The following is a 17,317-nucleotide window of genomic DNA, read 5'->3' as shown; positions in this document are numbered from 1 at the left end:
GCGCGGGCCCGGCCGATGCTGGCCGCATGACGAGCCCCAACCCCAGCACCAGCCCCAGCACCAGCGCCGGCCCCGGCGGCACCACCGGCGGCGCCGAAGAGCCCCTGGTCCGGATCGCCGAGTTCCGCACCGACAGCCGCTACCGCCTGGTCCACTTCCAGGGCGCCGGCTGGAAGCCGCTCGCCCCCGAGGAGTTCGAACCCGAGCTGCACCGCCACTTCCCCGACCTCGACCCGCGCGACCCCGTCCGGGTGCACTGGGACGACCGCCCCTGGGAGTGGCCCGCCTGGCACCCCGGCGAGGTCTGAGCCGGGCTTCCGCTCCGCTCCGGTGCGCGGGACGCTCAGCGGGTCGCGGCCAGCAGCGCCAGGACCTCCGCGGTGCTGCCGGTCTCGCCCAGCCGCGGGAAGATCCAGCGCACGCTGGTGCGGTGCGCCTCCGCGTCCAGGTCGGTCATCGCGTCCACCGCCAGCGTCACGTGGTAGCCGTGCTCGTGCGCGGCCCGCGCCGTCGACTCCACGCCGATGCTGGTCGCGATGCCCGCCAGCACGACCTGGGTGACGCCCCGGCGCCGCAACTGCACGTCCAGGTCGGTGCCGTGGAACGCACCCCAGTTGTGCTTGGTCACCACCAGGTCGGACGGCTCGGCCAGCCCCGCCGCGAGCCGGTCCCAGCCCTCCGGCCGGGCCGGACCTCGACCGCCCCGCTGCTGCTCGGTCCGGCCGGGCGGCACGTCGCCGCCGTCGGCCGCGAAGGACACCCGCACCAGCACCACCGGCAGCTTCGCGGCCCGGAACGCCCCGGCCAGTTCGACGGCCCGCCCCAGCACCTCGGCGGCGGGGTACGGCGCGGTGGGGGCGGCGAGAACGCCCTGCTGCAGGTCGATGACGACCAGCGCGGAGTTCGGGTCGAGCGCGGTGACCGGCACGGCGGAGCCTTTCGTCGGGCGTGCGGACGGCCCGGGGCCCGGAGCGTCCAGTTCCACTGCGCAGGTTACCTGTACAGTTCGGACGCTCCGGGCCCCGGACCGCTCGGGCTCGGCCCGCTCCGGCTCAGCCGGCCAGCTGCGCCTCGATCGCGGCCACCAGCTCCGCCGACTCCGGCTCGGTCCGCGGCCGGAACCGCCCGACCACCTCGCCGTCCGCCGCCACCAGGAACTTCTCGAAGTTCCACTGCACGTCCCCCGCCTCACCGGTGGCGTCCGCCGCCTCGGTCAGCCGGGCGTACAGCGGGTGCCGCCCCGCCCCGTTCACGTCGATCTTCTCGAACAGCGGGAAGGACACCCCGTACGTGGTCGAGCAGAACTCCTGGATCTCCTCCGCCGACCCCGGCTCCTGCCCCAGGAACTGGTTGCACGGGAACCCGAGCACCGTGAACCCGCGCTCCCCGTACTTCTCCTGCAGGCGCTCCAGACCCGCGTACTGCGGCGTCAGCCCGCACTTCGACGCCACGTTCACCAACAGCAGCACCCGGCCGCGGTACGCCTCCAACGAGGAGGGCTCGCCCGCCAGCGTCCGGATCGGGAGCTCGAACAGCGAATCCGCCATGACCCACACCTGCCTTCGTCTTGAATCGACACGCCAACGCCCCCGAACCTACCCCGCCACCCCACCCCGGCGGAGCGTTCCGGACACGCGGTGCGGGCCCGGGGGCGCCGGCGGAACCCGGCCGCAGGCTGCCCGTCGGCATCGAGCGCGTCGACGGCGAGGCGGTACGCCGCCGCGAGGGCGGGTCCGTACCGGCCCGGGTTCCCGGGCCGCTTCGTCGGCGCCCCGCCACACGTCGGCGGGGCCGCCCGAGAGGAGGCGGCGCCCCCGTCCGGTCAGAGCCGTGGCGAGGGACGCCCGCGCGGCCTCCGCGCGCCGGTCCGCGGGCCCTGCCGCCCCGCAGGCACTGCCCGAACGCGGAACGCGGCAGCGCGACGGCCGGCGTCGCGGCCCGTCAACAAGCACCCCGCTCTGGGGTCATCCCCGCGCGGGCGGGGGCGGGGCCCTTTCGAGCCGTAGCGGTCCCTGGTGCAGGGGTCGTCCCTGCGGGCCCCGGTGTTGTCGAGTGGTCAGGCCCGGCCGAGGTGGAACACGGTCACGGTGACCGTCTGGTCGTGGACCTCGTACTGGACGCGGTAGAAGCCCACCTGGACCCGGTAGATCCCGCTGCTCCCGACCGTGAAGGCGCCCGCCGGCCTGGGGTTGTCGGCGAGCAGGTCGACGGCCTGGAAGACCTGCTCGATCCCGGCCCGGTCGCCGGCGGCGTACTTCTGCGCCACGGCCAGGGCCTCGGGCTCCCAGACGATGCGGTAGGTCACGAGGCCTCTCCGAGGACCCGGCGGCGGGCCTCGTCGTGGGGAACGGCCGGCCCGGTCTCGCCGCGGGCCTTGCGCGCCAGGTACTCGGCGGCGGCCCGGTGGTACTCCAGTTCCTCCAGCTCGGCCGGGCTGATCAGGACGGCCATGGTCTGGCCCCGGTCCGAGAGGGCGATGTGCTTCTGTTCGGCGCTGACCTGCCGCGCCAGGGCCCCGAGCTTGTTGCGGGCCTCGGTGATCGGGTAGGTGTCCATGTGTCGAATCTATCAGTAGTGCGCACTTCCGCGCGGAATATCGCAGTACGGGCCTGTGGTGCCCGAGGACTGGGCCGCCCCCGAAAGCAGGGCGAGCCAGTCGACTGCTGACGCGCTCGGTTCAGACGCGGGACCGACCCCGCGGGCGCGGGGAGCAGCTCGGACGCCAAGATGCCCGCGGCCCACCGTTGGGGCCATCCCCGCGCGGGCGGGGATGGCCCCTTACAGCCTGCAGCACCCGGGGTACGTCGTTCCGTCGCAGGCGGACGCGGGCTGGGGCAAGACGGAGACGACTTCACCGATCGGAGCGCCACGTTCATGACGTGGAACCGGTTGCACCTGGCGCGGATGCTGAAGGATGTGGCGCGCTGGTAGGTGAGTTGGGTCGGTACCGCCCGGGAGTCGGGCGCTTCTCCGCCGCCCGCAGCGGCCGGCTTTCGGCGGGTCGGGGCGAGGTCCATCCGGGTCGGCAGGGACTCCTCGACTCCTCGCGCATCTGCTGCGCTCGGCGGCCGGCGGACACGCTCACCGGCCGCCCCCCGGCCAGGGCGCCCGTCCGCGTCGGTGGCAGGTGCCACGCGCGGGTGGTCCGGGAATCCGGTGCCGGGGAGGGTGGTGGCGCGGCCGGTTGTCCCGCCGGAGCACGGGAAGGACGTCGCGGTGTCCTGGCGTGGGCACCGGTCGCGAGGTGGCGGCGGGCGGGTGCCCGGTGTTTCAGGGGCGGGGGGCGTCTCCGGCTGGTCTGGCACCGGTCATTCTGGCTGCGCCGGGATGCCGAGCGTCCAGCAGAGGAAGCTCAGTTCGTCGACGTCCTGTTCGATGAGGGCCGACCGGGTGGTTCCTCCGCTGTGGCCGGAGTCGCGCAGTGGTACCAGGAGGTAGGGGCCGCCCTGGGGGGCGTCGGTTTGGAGGGCGGCGATCATCTTGAGCGGGTCGTGCGGCGGTACGGTGCGGTCGTTGAGTGCGGAGACGATCGCCATCACCGGGTAGCGGCGATCGGGGCGCACGTTGTGGTAGGGGGAGTAGGCGGCGAGGTAGGCGCACTCGTCGGGGTCGTCCGGCGAGCCGTATTCGACGGTGGTGCCGCTGAGGTTGGGGAAGGCGGGGAAGCGCAGCATGTCGAGCAGGGGTGCGCGGCAGTAGACGGCGCCGAACGCTTCGGGTGCCTGCAGTGCGGTGACGGCCACCAGCAGACCGCCGTTGCTGTTGCCGCGCGAGGCGATCCGGTCGGGGGCGGTCCATCCGGTGGCGACCAGGTGGCGGGCGGCGGCGACGTAGTCGTCGAAGGCGTTCTGGCGTCGTGTGCCGACGGCGGCCTGGTGCCAGTCGCGGCCGTACTCGCCGCCGCCGCGGATGTTGGCGTAGGCCAGCACTCCGCCGAGTCGGAGCCAGGCGGCGTTGACGGCCGAGAAGCGCGGTTCCACGGGGATGTTGAAGCCGCCGTAGCCGCTGAGCCGGACCGGTCGCCGTCCGTCGCGCGGCAGGTCGGCGCGGTGGACGAGGAACATCGACACGGGGGTGCCGTCGGCCGACTCGTACCAGACCTGTCGGGTGGTGTACGCGGCCGGGTCGAGGCCGGCGTCCGGTACGTGGTAGGGCTCCAGGCGGTCGTGGGCGTAGTGGTACGTGTAGACCGACGGCGGCTGCACGAACGAGGTGAAGGCCACCCACACGTCATCGCCGTGCCACGAGCCGGTGACCCCGCTGACGACGCCCTCCCCCTCGTTCCGGTTGACCGTGCCGAGGGACGGGAGCGCGAGGTCCCGCAGGTGGCTGCCGTCCTCGGCGTGCACGGCCACCCGGTGCGAGGCGGCGTGCGAGTAGACGGCGTAGAGGCGGCCGCCGATCCCGGTGACGGTCTGCAGGATGTCCGGGCCCTCCGGGATGAGCGTGTGCCAGGAGGTCGGGTCGGCGAGGGGCGCACGGCACAGGCGTCCGCGCGGCGCGTCGAGGTCGGTCCACACCAGGACCGAGTCGTCGATGACCTGCACCTGGTTGACCGACCGCATTCCGGTGGCCACCGGGATCAGCTCGCCGTCGGCCAGGCGCAGCAGGGTGACGTCGTTGGCGTGCACGAAGTCCCACACGGTGATGACGGCGTACCGGCCGCACTCGCTGGTGCGCACGGTGCACCAGCGGTCCTTGTCGCGATCGTCCCCGAAGACCTTGCGGGCCGGGGCGGCCGAGCCGATCCGGTGCTCGTGGACGGCGTGCCAGTAGGCCGCCTCGCCGGGCGGGACCTCGCCGGGCTCCGGGCGGGCGGTGTAGAAGAACCCGGACGAATCGGGTCGCCAGGCCACCGAGCCGTGGTCGGTGCCTCGCGGACGGTCGGGCAGCAGCCGGCCGGTCTCGACGTCGAGGACGCGGATCACCGCGCCGTGCGTGCCGCCGCCGGCCCGGCCGAACGCCACCAGGGCGCCGTCGGGGGACGGCTCGGCGAACACCAGGACGTCGCCGGCCGGCCAGGCGCCCGGGTCGAGCACGGTCTCCGCGGGGGAGCCGGCCGAGCGGTGCATCACCAGGGCGGACTTCTCGTCGTCGGCACCGGCCTGCCAGCGGAAGGTGCGCCCGTCCCGGCCCGCGGGGATCGGCGGGGACAGCCGCGCGTGACGAGCGGAACGGGCGACGGCGGCGCGCAGACCGTCGCGGCCGGGGACGCCGTCGAGCACGGTGCGGGTGACGCTCTCCTGGGCGGCGATCCAGTCGACCGTCTCGGTGTCGTCGAGCCGCTCCAGCCAGACGTACGGGTCCTCGTAGTGCCGACCGTGCAGCGTGTAACCGCCCTCGGGGGCGCGGCGCGTCGGGGGGACCTCCACGGGCAGCGTCAGCCTGACCATCAGATGCCTCTCTCACGGGCCGGCGCACGGCCCCGGGAAGTTGTCCGGGATAAAACGGCCCCCAATCCAAGCAGACGTCCCGGCCACCGCGCACGAGTAACCTCCGTCGGTCCCGCACCACCGGGCCGATGCGCCCTTTCCCGGCCATCCGGGGGGACCGTGGCGCGGGCTCGGGGGAGGGGCCGGGGCGCGGGGTCGGGGCGCGGTCGGCCCGTCGGGACCGGGCCCGGGGCGCAGGCCCGGGGCGGTTCGGCGGCAAAGTTATGCTGGGCGGCGTCAGCGTTCAGCGTTCAGGGGGATTGCGTGCCGCCCTACTACAGCAGTCTCTCGGGGCCGCGCCCGCACCGTCGGCTGCGGCTGGCCCTGGGCGCGGTGGCGGGGGTGCTGTTGCTGGGCCTGGTGCCCGCGGTGCGGCACGGTGCGGGGGCGGTGGTCGGGGTGGGCGGCCCGACGGCGGGGCCCCGGCTGACGGTGGCGACCTGGAACATGTGCGGGGAGGCCGCCTGGGGGTGCGGCAAGTACGGCGGCGGGGAGCAGAAGGTCGGGGCGCTGCGCTCGCTGGTGAAGGACCACGGGGCGCGGGCCCTGCTGCTGGAGGAAGCCTGCCGGGGCGACCTGGAGCGGGCCAGGGCCGAGCTCGGCGCCGACTGGCAGCTCGCCTTCCAGCCGTACGAGCAGGTGGACGGCGCGGGCGGCGCGACCCCGGTGGACTGCGGCGACGGCCGCGGCGACGCCGGTATCGGCATCCTGGCGGCGGCCCCGCTCGCGGACGTCTCCCCGGTCGTGGCGCCCCAGTCCGAGCGCGGTCTGCACCGCGGCATCCTGTGCGCGGCGACCAGGACCGCGACCGGCACGTCCGCCGCGTCCGGCGCCTCTCCGGCCGCCGCGCCCGGTGCCGGCCTGCGGCTGTGCGTCGCGCACCTCTCGCTGCCGCCCACCGACCGGTCGGACCGCGCCGCGGAGTTCCGGGACGACCAGTTGGCGGCGCTGCTCGCCGCCGGTACGGCCGCGGTGCCGGGTACGGCCGGCTCGGTGTTCGGCGGCGACCTGAACTCCTCGCCGCCGGGATCGGACCGCCGGGACGCCTGGATCTGGCCCGCCGCCTACTTCGACACCGTCCGGGAGTGCGCCCAGCAGGCGCCGGAGCAGCGTTCCGGCTTCGCCGCCACCCACGAGAACGGGCACAAGCTGGACTACCTGTTCACCGCACTGCCCCGGCACGGCTGCGACCGGGTGGACACCGGCTTCTCCGACCACGAGGCGGAACTGCTCACCGTCGCCGCGACCCTCTGACGGCCGGGCAGCCGCCACGGCGCCGCCGGGGCCCGGGGGGCGAGTTCGCCCCGGTCGGGGCGGAGGGTCCCCAGGAGGGCGGGGTGTGGCCTAGGCTCGGAGGCATGTCGAACCCTGACGGGCTGCTCGTCGACATCGCCGCGATGGTGGAGTCCGAGCACAGCAACCAGATGTCCGTGACAGTGGTGGTACCGGGAGCGGTGATCACCGGGCGGCTCGCCCCGGTGGCCCTGTGGTGGGAGCGGGTGGCGGACGTCCTCCAGTCCTCGGACCACCTGAAACCGTTCGCCGCCCTCTTCGCCACGCCCCCGCCGCCGCCCCCGCCCGGCGGCTCCCCCGAACCGCCCACCCACCTGCACCTGCACCGGGCCCGGATCCTGCAGGGCGACTTCGGGCTCCCGCACACCGGCGGCATGTACCGGATCGCCATCGCCGACATCAGCGCCTGGTCGGTCGGCGACCTCAGCTACTCCGACGCCTGACCGAACCCGCCCGTCCCCGTCCGCCCCGCCCCCGGCCCGACCGCCGGGGGCGGGGCGTTCACCGGGGTGTTCAGCGGGGTGTTCGGCGGGGTGTTCAATGGGGCGCATGGACGGGAACGGGCGCGCGGCGAGCCGGACGGCGGTACTGGTCTGCCAGGGGCGGGCGGCCGCGGACGGGCGGCTCGGGGCGGGGCGGTTCGCCGACCCGGTGGCCGGGCGGCTGCTGCGGGACGGCGAGCGGGCCGTGGTCGCGGAGGTCCGGGCCGGCCGGCCGCCGGAGGGCTGGCGGGAGCGCGCCGGCTACGAGAGCGTCCGGGCTTGCGCCGAGGTCGCGGTGCCCCGGACGGTCGCGATCGACGAGGCGCTGCGCGACCGCCCGGCCGGCCAACTCGTCATCCTGGGCGCCGGACTGGACACCCGCGCCTGGCGGCTCGACGCCCTCGCCGGCACCGACGTCTGGGAGGTCGACCACCCCGCCTCGCAACGCGACAAGCGCGACCGGCTGGCCGCCGCCGGGGCCGACCCCGCCGCCCGCTCGGTGCGCTTCACCGCCGTCGACTTCGCCACCGACGACCTCGGCGCCGCGCTCGCCGCCGCCGGCCACGACCCGTCCGCGCCCACCAGCTGGCTCTGGGAGGGCGTCGTCCCCTACCTGACCCGCGACCAGGTCCGCGACACCCTCGCCGCCCTCGCCGCGCGCACCGCCCCCGGCAGCGCGCTCGTCCTCAACTACCAGGCGCCCTCGCTGAAGGCGACCGCCGGACGCCGCCTCACCCGGCTGCTCGGCGACCCGGCCACCGCCGGCGAACCCTGGCGCTCGCTCTGGAGACCCGGACGGATGGCCGCCCTGCTCGCCGACCACGGCCTGCGCGTCACCGCCGACCACGACCTGCTCACCCTCGCCCGCGGCCTCGGCACCCCCGCCACCGCCCGCTCCTCGCTCCGCTCCGGCCGGGTCGCGGTGGCGGTGAAGGCGGCCGCCGACGGCGCCGGATGACCGGGAGCCCGGTGGTCCGGCGCGCGGCGGGCACCCGGCCCGGGCCCGGAACGCGAACTCCCCTGGCGCACCGCCGGTTTCGCGGTGCGCCAGGGGAGTACGGGGCGGGCGTCAGACCCGGACGCCGGGCTCCTCGGGGAGCGGCTGCGGCTCGGCGGCCGGGGCCGGGCCGCGCCGGGTCAGGCGGGCGGCGAGCGGCTCGGTCCAGCGGGCGGCGAGCGGGCCGATGACGACCAGCAGCAGGACGTACGCGGTGGCCAGCGGGCCGAGCGAGGGCTCGATGCCGGCGGCGACGGCCAAGCCGGCGATCACGATCGAGAACTCGCCGCGGGCGACCAGCGCGCCGCCCGCCCGCCAGCGGCCCTTGGCGGCGATGCCGGCCCGGCGGGCGGCCCAGTAGCCGGTGGCGATCTTGGTGAGGGCGGTGGTGACGGCCAGCGCCAGGGCGGGCAGCAGCACCGGCGGGATGCTGGCCGGGTTGGTGTTCAGGCCGAAGAAGACGAAGAACACGGCGGCGAACAGGTCGCGCAGCGGGCTGAGCAGGGTGTGCGCGCCCTCCGCGGCCTCCCCGGACAGCGCGATGCCGACCAGGAACGCGCCGACCGCCGCCGACACCTGCAACTGCTGCGCGATGCCCGCGACCAGCAGGGTCAGGCCGAGCACCACCAGCAGCAGCTTCTCCGGGTCGTCGTGCGAGACGAACCGGGAGATCAGCCGCCCGTACCGGAGCGCGACGAAGAGGACCGCGCCGGCCGTCGCCAGCGCGACGGCGAGGGTGACGCTGCCGACCAGCAGCCCGGCCCCGGCCAGCAGGGCGGTCAGGATCGGCAGGTAGACCGCCATCGCCAGGTCCTCCAGCACCAGGATGCTCAGGATCACCGGCGTCTCCCGGTTGCCCAGCCGCCCCAGGTCGCCGAGCACCTTCGCGATCACGCCGGACGAGGAGATCCAGGTGACGCCGGCCAGCACGACGGCGGCGACCGGGCCCCAGCCCAGCAGCAGCGCCATCGCCGCGCCGGGCAGCGCGTTGAAGGCGAAGTCCACCATCCCGGCCGGGTACTGGCTCTTCAGGTTGGTGACCAGGTCGGCGGCCGTGTACTCCAGGCCGAGCATCAGCAGCAGCAGGACCACGCCGATCTCGGCGCCGGTGGCGACGAACTCCTCGCTGGCGCTCAGCGGCAGCAGCCCGCCCTGGCCGAACGCGAGGCCGCCGAGCAGGTACAGCGGGATGGGGGAGAGGCCGTAGCGGGAGCCTATGCGCCCGAGCAGCCCCAGGGTGAGGATGATCGCGCCGAGCTCGATGAAGATCGTGGCGGTGTGCAAGCGTTCACTCCCTTCCGAGGATCGCGGCGGCGGCGTCCACGCCTTCGCGGGTGCCGATCAGGATCAGGGTGTCCCCGCCGGCCAGCCGGAAGTCCGGCGCGGGGGAGGGAACGGCGCCGGTCCGGCGCAGCACCGCGACGATCGACACGCCCGTGTCGGTGCGCATCCGGGTCTCGCCCAGCGCGCGCCCGTTCCAGAACGAGGAACCGGACAGCTCGACCCGCTCGGCGACCAGCCCGAGACCGGAGGTGTGCAGCACGTTCGGGCTGTGGTGGGACGGCGTCAGCGCGTCCACCAGCGCCGCCGACTCACCCTCCGTCAGCCGCAGCGAGTGCGCGCACGCGTCCGGGTCCTCACGGCGGTAGGTGTTCAGGGTCCGGGTGCCGTCCCGGTGCGCGATCACCGACAGGTGCTGGTGTTCTCGGGTGGTCAGGTCGTACTGCACGCCGATGCCGGGCAGCGGGGTCGATTGCATGCGTGAGACGGGCACGGGGGATCCCTTCGGACACGGGCTGTGGTTGGCTCGCACCACCTTTTCAGAGAGGGGACCGGGCCCGAAAGGTCAATCGAAGGTAAAGGGATCGTCAAAAGGGTGACATTTCCCACGTCCCGCCCGGTCGGGCCCGGGCAGGAGCACCTGGTGAGGCCCGTGGTGGAATCCCTCGCCGAGGCGTACGTGCGTCCCGGGGTGGCGTGGCCGCGGCTGATCGTCGACGGGGAGCGGGCGGTCGGGTTCCTGATGGCGTTCCTCGACATCGACTTCAAGGGGGACGGCAGCGGCACCGACCTCCGCTCCGGCCTGTGGCGGCTCAACATCGCGGCCGGCGAACAGGGCCGCGGCTACGGCCGGTTCGCGGTGCGGGCGGTGGCCGACGAGATCCGCCGCCGCGGCGGGACCCGGATGACCGTCACCTGGCGCCCGGGCCCCGACGGTCCCGAGGGCTTCTACCTGGGCCTCGGCTTCCGGCGGACGGGCGAGACCAGCGGCACCGACCTGGTCGGCGAGTGGGAACTGGGGCCGGCTCCGGCTCCTGCTTCGGCTCCGGCTCCTGTTCCGGCTTCGGCCGATGGCGGCGCCGCGCTGCGCTAGCCTCGAAGTACCAGTCGGCGGGCGGATGTTGGAGGACACGATGCGGACGCTCTGCGACCCCGCCGGGGCCGACCGGCCGGGAGCCGTCGCGTGAGCGGGTGGCGGATCTGGCTGCAGGACCAGCCCGCCCACACCCTGGTCGAGATCTCCAAGGCCGACGGCGACCTGTTCGCCCTCGTCAACGCCGTCCTGGTGCTCCTCGACGACCGCGCCGGCACCCCGGTCGACGAGTGGGGCGACCTGCGCAGCGTCGTCCTCGCCCCGACCGTCACCGCCGAACTGTTCGTCGACCCCGACGAGCGCACCATCGACGTGCTGCGCCTGGTCTGGCTCCCCGCCTGACCGGGCGCGGCGGGCACGACGCCGTCGTGCTGTCGCGCCGTCGTTCCCCTTCCGGCCCGAGTGTCCGGCCGGTTTCCTCCCCCAGCGCGTGTGGATGTCCGCGCTGACGCTGCGACGGGAGAGCGCTCTCCCGTTGCGATCCGGCGGGACGGAGATCTTGCCGTCAGGGTCTCTACTTTTCTCTCGCCATGAACTAACCTGATGCGGCGGCGTTTCCTCCAGGTGAAGCCCAGGTTTCAAGTCGTCCCCACAGAAGACTTGACGCCCGATGCGGCCTGCCATGAGACTCCGTTAGGAGAGCGCTCTCCAGAGTTTTCCCCACCCCACCCCACCCACCGCTCACAGCAGGAGGAGCCAATGCGGCTCACCCCTCCCCCCTCCGGTGCCCCCATGCGCCGGACGCCTGCCGTCCTCGCCGCCGCGGCCCTCGTCGCGGGTGTCGTCACGATGGTCCCGGGCACCGCGCAGGCCGCGGACTCGGTGATCTCGCAGGGCAAGGCCGTCACCGCCTCGTCGAGCGAGAACGGCGGCACCCCGGCCACCGCCGCCGTCGACGGCGACCTCGGCACCCGCTGGTCCTCGGCCGCCTCGGACCAGCAGTGGCTGCAGGTCGACCTGGGTTCCGTCGCGAGCATCAGCAAGGTGCAGCTCAACTGGGAGACCGCGTACGGCAAGGCGTACCAGATCCAGACGTCCGCGGACGGCACCACCTGGACCACGGTCTACTCCACCACCACCGGCTCCGGCGGCACCGAGGTGCTGAACGTCTCCGGCTCCGGCCGCTACGTCCGGATGAACGGCATCACCCGCGGCACCGGCTACGGCTACTCCCTCTGGGAGTTCCAGGTGTACGGCTCGTTCGGGAGCACCGCCCCGACCTGCTCCACGGACAACGCCGCGCAGGGCAAGGCCGCCACCGCCTCGTCCACCGAGAACGGCGGCACCCCGGCGTCCGCCGCCGTCGACGGCAACACCGGCACCCGCTGGTCCTCGGCCGCCGCCGACCCGCAGTGGCTGCAGGTCGACCTCGGCACCGTGCAGCAGCTCTGCCAGGTCGACCTCAGGTGGGAGTCCGCCTACGGCAAGGCGTACCAGATCCAGACGTCCAACGACGGCACCACCTGGGCGACGGTCTACTCCACCACCACCGGCGCCGGCGGCACCGAGACGCTCAGCGTCTCCGGCTCCGGCCGCTACGTCCGGATGTACGGCACCCAGCGCGGCACCGGCTACGGCTACTCCCTCTGGGAGCTGGGCGTGCACACCGCAGGCGGCGGCTCGACCGTCCCGCCGGTGCAGGGCGGCGGCGACCTCGGCCCGAACGTGCTGGTCTTCGACCCGTCCACGCCGAACATCCAGGCCACGGTCGACGACGTCTTCAAGAAGCAGGAGTCGAACCAGTTCGGCACCGAGCGCTACGCGCTGCTCTTCAAGCCCGGCACGTACAACAACATCAACGCCCAGATCGGCTTCTACACCTCGATCGCCGGCCTCGGCCTGAACCCGGACGACACCACCTTCAACGGCGACGTCACCGTCGACGCGGGCTGGTTCAACGGCAACGCCACCCAGAACTTCTGGCGCTCCGCCGAGAACCTGCACCTCAAGCCGGTCAGCGGCACCGACCGCTGGGCCGTCTCGCAGGCCGCGCCGTTCCGCCGGATGCACGTCGAGGGCGGCCTCAACCTGGCCCCCGCCGGTTACGGCTGGGCCTCGGGCGGCTACATCGCCGACTCGAAGATCGACGGCCAGGTCGGCAACTACTCGCAGCAGCAGTGGTACACCCGCGACAGCTCGATCGGCGGCTTCTCCAACGGCGTCTGGAACCAGACCTTCTCCGGCGTCCAGGGCGCGCCCGCCCAGGGCTTCCCGAACCCGCCGTACACCACGCTCGACACCACGCCCACCTCGCAGGAGAAGCCGTTCCTGTACCTGGACGGCAACGCCTACAAGGTGTTCGTGCCCGCCAAGCGCACCAACGCCCGCGGCACCTCCTGGGGCAACGGCACCCCGCAGGGCAGCTCGCTGCCGCTCAGCCAGTTCTACGTGGTGAAGGACGGCGCCACCGCCGCCGGCATCAACCAGGCGCTCGCCCAGGGCCTCAACCTGCTCTTCACCCCCGGCGTCTACCACGTCGACCAGACCATCAACATCACCCGCCCGGACACCGTGGTGCTCGGCCTCGGCCTCGCCACCGTCATCCCGGACAACGGCGTCACCGCGATCAAGGTCGCCGACGTCGACGGCGTCAAGGTCTCCGGCCTGCTGCTGGACGCCGGCACCGTCAACTCCCCGGCCCTGCTCCAGGTCGGCAACGACACCCCCGGCGCCAACCACGCCGCCGACCCGACCGTCATCCAGGACGTCTTCGTCCGGGTCGGCGGCGTCACCGCCGGCAAGGCCACCAACGGCATGGTGATCAACAGCAACAACACCATCGTCGACCACACCTGGATCTGGCGCGCCGACCACGGCGCGGGCGTCGGCTGGGAGAGCAACCGCTCCGACTACGGCTTCGTCGTCAACGGCAACGACGTCCTCGCCACCGGCCTGTTCGTCGAGCACTTCAACAAGTACGACGTGTGGTGGAAGGGCAACGGCGGCCGGACGATCTTCTTCCAGAACGAGAAGGCGTACGACGCGCCCAACCAGGCCGCGATCCAGAACGGCGCCACCAAGGGCTACGCCGCCTACAAGGTCGAGGACAACGTCACCACCCACGAGGGCTGGGGCCTGGGCAGCTACTGCTACTTCAACGTCGACCCGACCATCGTGATGGACCACGGCTTCGAGGTCCCGAACGCGCCCGGCGTCAAGCTGCACGACGTCCTGGTCAACTCGCTCGGCGGCAACGGCCAGTTCCTGCACGTGGTCAACAACACCGGCGCCGGCACCTCCGGCACCGGGACCGTCCCGTCCAACCTGGTCTCCTACCCGTAACCACCCGGGAGCCGAGACCGGCACCGCGACCGGCACCGAGACCGGCGGCCACCGTCCCCACGCCCGGGGGCGGTGGCCGCCGCCCGTCACTCCCGGGCCCCGCCCAGCGCCAACTCCCGTCCCCGCCAACGGCGGCGCAGCCAGCGGTCGTGCCCCGCCAGCACCACCGCACCCGGGCCGTCCGTGCCGATCGCCTCCTCCAACTCGTCGCACAGCAGCGGCGAGAGGTGGTTGGTCGGCTCGTCCAGCAGGAGCAGCCGGGGCGGGCGGGCCACCAGCAGCGCCAGCGCGAGCCGGCGGCGCTGGCCCACCGACAGCGCGCCGACCGGGCGGTCCAGGTCGGCCGCCGCCAGCAGGCCCAGCGCCGACAGCGGCACCCGCTCCGCCGCGTCCGGCCCCAGGGCCCGCGCGTAGGTGGCGCGGGCGGTGCGGTCCGGACGGGCGAACACCGTGTCCTGCTCCAACAGGCCGACCGTCAGGCCGGGTTGCCGCCACGCCACGCCGTCCGCCGCCAACCGCCCGGCCAGCACCGCGAGCAGCGTCGACTTGCCCGTCCCGTTCCCGCCGGTCACCAACAGCCGGTCGCCCGCAGTGAGTTCCAGCGAGACCGGGGCCAGCCGCCCCGGCACGCCGGCCTCCCGCAGGACGAGCAGCGGGCCCGGCTCCACCGTCTCCACCGCCTCCACCGTCTCCACCGCCTCCACCGCCTCCACCGCCTCCACCGGAGACGGCGGAGACGGCGGGGTGAAGCGCAGCGGGACGGGCGGCTCGGCGACCCGCGCGCGCTCCAACTCGTCGAGCCGCCGGGACGCGTCGCGCACCCGGCGGGAGACCTGCTGCTGCACCCGGCCCGCCCGGTGTCCGTACCCCATCTTCTCGTTGTCGGTGCGCCCCCGGTCCGGGGCCACCCGGTGCGCGGTCACCCCCGCCGCGTGCCGCAGCCGCTCCGACTCCTGCTGTTCCTCGGCGTACCGGCGCTCCCAGCGGGCCCGGGCGGCCCGCCGCGCGGAGAGGTAGGCGAGGTAGCCGCCGCCGAAGCGCACCGGACCGTCCGCCGCCGGATCCAGGTCGACCAGGTCGGTGCAGACCGCCTCCAGGAACGCCCGGTCATGGCTGGCGACCACCACCGCGCCCGGCAGCGCGAGCAGTTGGGCCTCCAGGAAGGCGGCCGCGGCGTCGTCCAGGTGGTTGGTCGGCTCGTCCAGCAGGACCGCCGCCGGCCGGCGCACCAGCAGCGCCGCCAACGCCAGCCGGCCGCGCTGCCCGCCGGAGAGCGAACCGAGGGCACGCTCCGCTCCGAGGCCGGACAGGCCCAGGCCGTCCAGGGCCAGGGCGGCCCGGCGGTCGGCGTCCCAGGAGCCCCGGGCCTCGGCCAGCTCCAATCGGCGCCCGTACTCCGCCAACAGGCCGTCCAGCGCCGGGTGCTGATCCGGCAGGGCGGCCATCTCGGCGCCCAGGCGCTCCAGTTCGGCGAGATCGGCCCGGGCCTCGCGCAGCGCCCCGGCCAGCACCGCGCCGACCGTCGCCCCGGCCTCGAACGGCAACTCCTGGTGCAGGAAGCCGAGTTCGGAAGGCCGGGTGACACTCCCCGCGTCCGGCTCGTCGACCCCCGCCAGCACCCGCAGCAGCGTCGACTTGCCGCAGCCGTTCTCGCCGATCAGGCCGATCCGGCGGCCCGGCGCGGCCGTCAGCGACAGCCCGTCCAGCACCCGGCGGCCGCCCAGTACCCGGACCACCTCGTGCGCGACCAGCGCCGTCACGCCGCCACCTCCGCCAACTGCCCGTCCGCCAGCAGCAGTCGGCGTCCGACCCCGATCTCCGCCAGGAACCGCTCGTCGTGGCTGACCACCACGAACGCGCCCCGGTACGCCTCCAGCGCGCTCTCCAACTGGCCCACGCCCACCAGGTCCAGGTTGTTGGTCGGCTCGTCGAGCAGCAGCAGCCGCGGCGCCGGCTCGGCGTACAGCACGCACGCCAGCGTCGCCCGCAGCCGCTCGCCGCCCGACAGCACCCGTACCGGCAGGTGCGCCCCCGCGCCCCGGAACAGGAAGCGGGCCAGCAGGTTCATCCGCTCCGCCTCCGGCCGCTCCGGCGCGAAACGGGCGAAGTTCTCCGCCACCGAACGCTCCCCGTCCAGCAGGTCCAGCCGCTGCGACAGGTACGCCACCCGGCCCTCGCCGCGCCGCAACTCCCCGCCCGCGAGCGGCAGATCGCCACCGATCAGCCGCAGCAGGGTGCTCTTCCCGGCGCCGTTCGGCCCGGTCAGCGCGATCCGCTCCGGTCCCCGGACGGTCAGGTCCACCCCGCCGGGCCCGAACACCTCCGCGCCGCCGAGGACCGCCCGCATCCCCTCGCCCTGGAACAGCGTCCGCCCCGCCGGGACGTGCGTGTCCGGCAGCTCCAGGCTCAACCGCTGCTCCTCGCGCACCGCCCGCCCCGCCTCGTCCAGCCGGGCCCGCGCCTCGTCCACCCGGGCCGCGTGCACCTGCCCCGCCCGGCCCGCGGACTCCTGCGCGCCGCGCTTCATGGTGCCGGCGAAGATCTTCGGCAGGCCGGCGCTCTTCAGGTTCCGCGCCGCGTTGCCCGCCCGCCGGTCGGCCCGCTCGCGGGCCTGCTGCAACTCGCGCTTCTCCCGCTTCAGGTGCTGCTCGGCGTTGCGGACGTTGCGCTCCGCGACCTCCCGCTCGGCCCGGACCGTCTCCTGGTACGCCGTGAAGTCACCGCCGTACAGCCGTAGTTCGCCGCCGTCCAGCTCGGCGATCCGCTCCATCCGGTCCAGCAGCGCGCGGTCGTGGCTGACCAGCAGAAGAGAGCCGTTGAACTCGGCGAGGACGTCGTACAGGCGGCTCCGGGCCGCCGAGTCCAGGTTGTTGGTCGGCTCGTCCAGCAGCAACACGTCCGGGCGGCGCAGCAGTTGGGCCGCCAGGCCGAGCGAGACCACCTGGCCGCCGCTCAGCGTGCCCAGGGTCCGGTCCAGGGCGAGGCCGCCCAGGCCGAGCCGGTCGAGCTGGGCGCGGGTGCGCTCCTCGACGTCCCAGTCGTCGCCGATCACCGCGAAGTGCTCCTCCGCGACGTCCCCCGACTCGACGGCGTCCAGCGCCCGGATCACCGCGTCGACCCCCAGCACCTGCGCGACGCTCAGCCCCGCTGTCAGCGGCAGGCTCTGCGGCAGGTACCCGAGCGTCCCCGAGACGCTCAACGAGCCCTCGGTGGGCTTGAGTTCACCGGCGATCAACCGCAACAGGGTCGACTTGCCGGAACCGTTCGGCGCGACCAGGCCGGTCCGGCCCGGCGGCACGCTGAACGACAGGTCACGGAAGACCGGAGTGTCGTCCGGCCAGGAGAAGGACATGCGGGAACAGACGACGGCGACGTCGGACACGATGAGACCTCGAAGGATGCGGACGGGCGGGCGGGAGCCGGGACCGGCCGCCGCCGCCCGAAGAACGGTGGGGGA

The 17,317-nt window shown here is 74.2% G+C and carries 16 protein-coding genes and 1 pseudogene; 8 read left to right on the top strand and 9 right to left on the bottom strand.

Annotated features, from left to right (window positions below):
* Window positions 1–26: 26 nt before the first annotated feature.
* On the top strand, window positions 27–308 hold the full coding sequence (locus tag KSE_RS05305) for a hypothetical protein (RefSeq protein ID WP_231873121.1): 282 nt from the start codon (window positions 27–29) through the stop codon (window positions 306–308).
* A 35-nt stretch (window positions 309–343) separates the two neighbouring features.
* Here KSE_RS05305 and KSE_RS05300 read toward each other — a convergent pair whose 3' ends face one another.
* From KSE_RS05300 to KSE_RS05285, 4 genes are all read right to left on the bottom strand, one after another.
* Window positions 344–928, bottom strand: a complete 585-nt coding sequence (locus KSE_RS05300; protein ID WP_014134244.1) for an isochorismatase family protein — start codon at window positions 926–928, stop codon at window positions 344–346.
* A 124-nt stretch (window positions 929–1,052) separates the two neighbouring features.
* Window positions 1,053–1,547, bottom strand: a complete 495-nt coding sequence (locus KSE_RS05295) for a glutathione peroxidase (protein ID WP_033257840.1) — start codon at window positions 1,545–1,547, stop codon at window positions 1,053–1,055.
* 509 nt (window positions 1,548–2,056) lie between these two features.
* Window positions 2,057–2,305 (bottom strand): type II toxin-antitoxin system RelE family toxin, encoded by a 249-nt coding sequence (locus KSE_RS05290; RefSeq protein WP_014134242.1) that lies wholly within the window; start codon window positions 2,303–2,305, stop codon window positions 2,057–2,059.
* A complete protein-coding gene (locus tag KSE_RS05285; protein WP_014134241.1) occupies window positions 2,302–2,556 on the bottom strand; it encodes a type II toxin-antitoxin system Phd/YefM family antitoxin in 255 nt (84 codons plus the stop codon). Before KSE_RS05285 ends, KSE_RS05290 begins: the two co-directional genes overlap by 4 nt.
* Window positions 2,557–2,779: 223 nt before the next feature.
* Between KSE_RS05285 and KSE_RS44245 the strand changes: the two are divergent.
* Window positions 2,780–2,916, top strand: a pseudogene (locus tag KSE_RS44245) (flavodoxin family protein); the annotation flags it as partial.
* Window positions 2,917–3,308: 392 nt separating this feature from the next.
* Here the strand turns inward: KSE_RS44245 and KSE_RS05280 are convergent.
* Window positions 3,309–5,393: a prolyl oligopeptidase family serine peptidase gene (locus KSE_RS05280; protein WP_014134240.1), complete on the bottom strand. Its 2,085-nt coding sequence runs from the start codon at window positions 5,391–5,393 to the stop codon at window positions 3,309–3,311.
* Between the two features lie 303 nt (window positions 5,394–5,696).
* On the opposite strand from KSE_RS05280, the gene KSE_RS05275 reads away from it, so the two are divergent.
* The 3 genes from KSE_RS05275 (at window position 5,697) to KSE_RS05265 (ending at window position 8,165) form a co-directional block, all read left to right on the top strand.
* Window positions 5,697–6,686 (top strand): endonuclease/exonuclease/phosphatase family protein, encoded by a 990-nt coding sequence (locus KSE_RS05275; protein WP_014134239.1) that lies wholly within the window; start codon window positions 5,697–5,699, stop codon window positions 6,684–6,686.
* A 104-nt stretch (window positions 6,687–6,790) separates the two neighbouring features.
* A complete protein-coding gene (locus KSE_RS05270) occupies window positions 6,791–7,168 on the top strand; it encodes a hypothetical protein (RefSeq protein ID WP_014134238.1) in 378 nt (125 codons plus the stop codon).
* A gap of 106 nt (window positions 7,169–7,274) precedes the next feature.
* The gene (locus KSE_RS05265; RefSeq protein WP_014134237.1) at window positions 7,275–8,165 is read left to right on the top strand and encodes a class I SAM-dependent methyltransferase; all 891 of its coding nucleotides are present in this window, start codon (window positions 7,275–7,277) and stop codon (window positions 8,163–8,165) included.
* 111 nt (window positions 8,166–8,276) lie between these two features.
* Here KSE_RS05265 and KSE_RS05260 read toward each other — a convergent pair whose 3' ends face one another.
* Both KSE_RS05260 and KSE_RS05255 read right to left on the bottom strand, forming a co-directional pair.
* Window positions 8,277–9,488 carry a cation:proton antiporter gene (locus tag KSE_RS05260; RefSeq protein WP_014134236.1) on the bottom strand — a complete coding sequence of 404 codons (1,212 nt, stop codon included), beginning with the start codon at window positions 9,486–9,488 and terminating at the stop codon, window positions 8,277–8,279.
* A gap of 4 nt (window positions 9,489–9,492) precedes the next feature.
* A complete protein-coding gene (locus tag KSE_RS05255; RefSeq protein WP_033257839.1) occupies window positions 9,493–9,963 on the bottom strand; it encodes a cation:proton antiporter regulatory subunit in 471 nt (156 codons plus the stop codon).
* A gap of 117 nt (window positions 9,964–10,080) precedes the next feature.
* On the opposite strand from KSE_RS05255, the gene KSE_RS05250 reads away from it, so the two are divergent.
* The 3 genes from KSE_RS05250 (at window position 10,081) to KSE_RS05240 (ending at window position 13,860) form a co-directional block, all read left to right on the top strand.
* Complete coding sequence (locus KSE_RS05250) at window positions 10,081–10,578, top strand: GNAT family N-acetyltransferase (RefSeq protein WP_014134234.1); 498 nt, start codon at window positions 10,081–10,083, stop codon at window positions 10,576–10,578.
* A 90-nt stretch (window positions 10,579–10,668) separates the two neighbouring features.
* On the top strand, window positions 10,669–10,920 hold the full coding sequence (locus KSE_RS05245; RefSeq protein WP_014134233.1) for a hypothetical protein: 252 nt from the start codon (window positions 10,669–10,671) through the stop codon (window positions 10,918–10,920).
* Window positions 10,921–11,310: 390 nt separating this feature from the next.
* A complete protein-coding gene (locus KSE_RS05240; RefSeq protein WP_014134232.1) occupies window positions 11,311–13,860 on the top strand; it encodes a discoidin domain-containing protein in 2,550 nt (849 codons plus the stop codon).
* 86 nt (window positions 13,861–13,946) lie between these two features.
* On the opposite strand, the gene KSE_RS05235 is transcribed toward KSE_RS05240, so the two are convergent.
* A complete protein-coding gene (locus KSE_RS05235) occupies window positions 13,947–15,620 on the bottom strand; it encodes an ABC-F family ATP-binding cassette domain-containing protein (protein ID WP_014134231.1) in 1,674 nt (557 codons plus the stop codon).
* The gene (locus KSE_RS05230; RefSeq protein ID WP_014134230.1) at window positions 15,617–17,242 is read right to left on the bottom strand and encodes an ABC-F family ATP-binding cassette domain-containing protein; all 1,626 of its coding nucleotides are present in this window, start codon (window positions 17,240–17,242) and stop codon (window positions 15,617–15,619) included. Before KSE_RS05230 ends, KSE_RS05235 begins: the two co-directional genes overlap by 4 nt.
* Window positions 17,243–17,317 lie beyond the last annotated feature (75 nt).

The sequence above is a fragment of the Kitasatospora setae KM-6054 genome, assembly GCF_000269985.1.
GTDB lineage: Bacteria > Actinomycetota > Actinomycetes > Streptomycetales > Streptomycetaceae > Kitasatospora > Kitasatospora setae.
The sequence above is the reverse complement of the archived record's forward strand: the minus strand, read 5'-3'. Positions and strand labels throughout refer to the sequence as shown.

Bases quoted from the DNA above. Each gene is read 5' to 3' on its own strand.
- KSE_RS05285 (WP_014134241.1), bottom strand. From the start codon at position 2,556: ATGGACACCTACCCGATCACCGAGGCCCGCAACAAGCTCGGGGCCCTG.
- KSE_RS05265 (WP_014134237.1), top strand. From the start codon at position 7,275: ATGGACGGGAACGGGCGCGCGGCGAGCCGGACGGCGGTACTGGTCTGC.
- KSE_RS05305 (WP_231873121.1), top strand. From the start codon at position 27: ATGACGAGCCCCAACCCCAGCACCAGCCCCAGCACCAGCGCCGGCCCC.
- KSE_RS05255 (WP_033257839.1), bottom strand. From the start codon at position 9,963: ATGCAATCGACCCCGCTGCCCGGCATCGGCGTGCAGTACGACCTGACC.
- KSE_RS05295 (WP_033257840.1), bottom strand. From the start codon at position 1,547: ATGGCGGATTCGCTGTTCGAGCTCCCGATCCGGACGCTGGCGGGCGAG.
- KSE_RS05240 (WP_014134232.1), top strand. From the start codon at position 11,311: ATGCGCCGGACGCCTGCCGTCCTCGCCGCCGCGGCCCTCGTCGCGGGT.
- KSE_RS05280 (WP_014134240.1), bottom strand. From the start codon at position 5,393: ATGGTCAGGCTGACGCTGCCCGTGGAGGTCCCCCCGACGCGCCGCGCC.
- KSE_RS05270 (WP_014134238.1), top strand. From the start codon at position 6,791: ATGTCGAACCCTGACGGGCTGCTCGTCGACATCGCCGCGATGGTGGAG.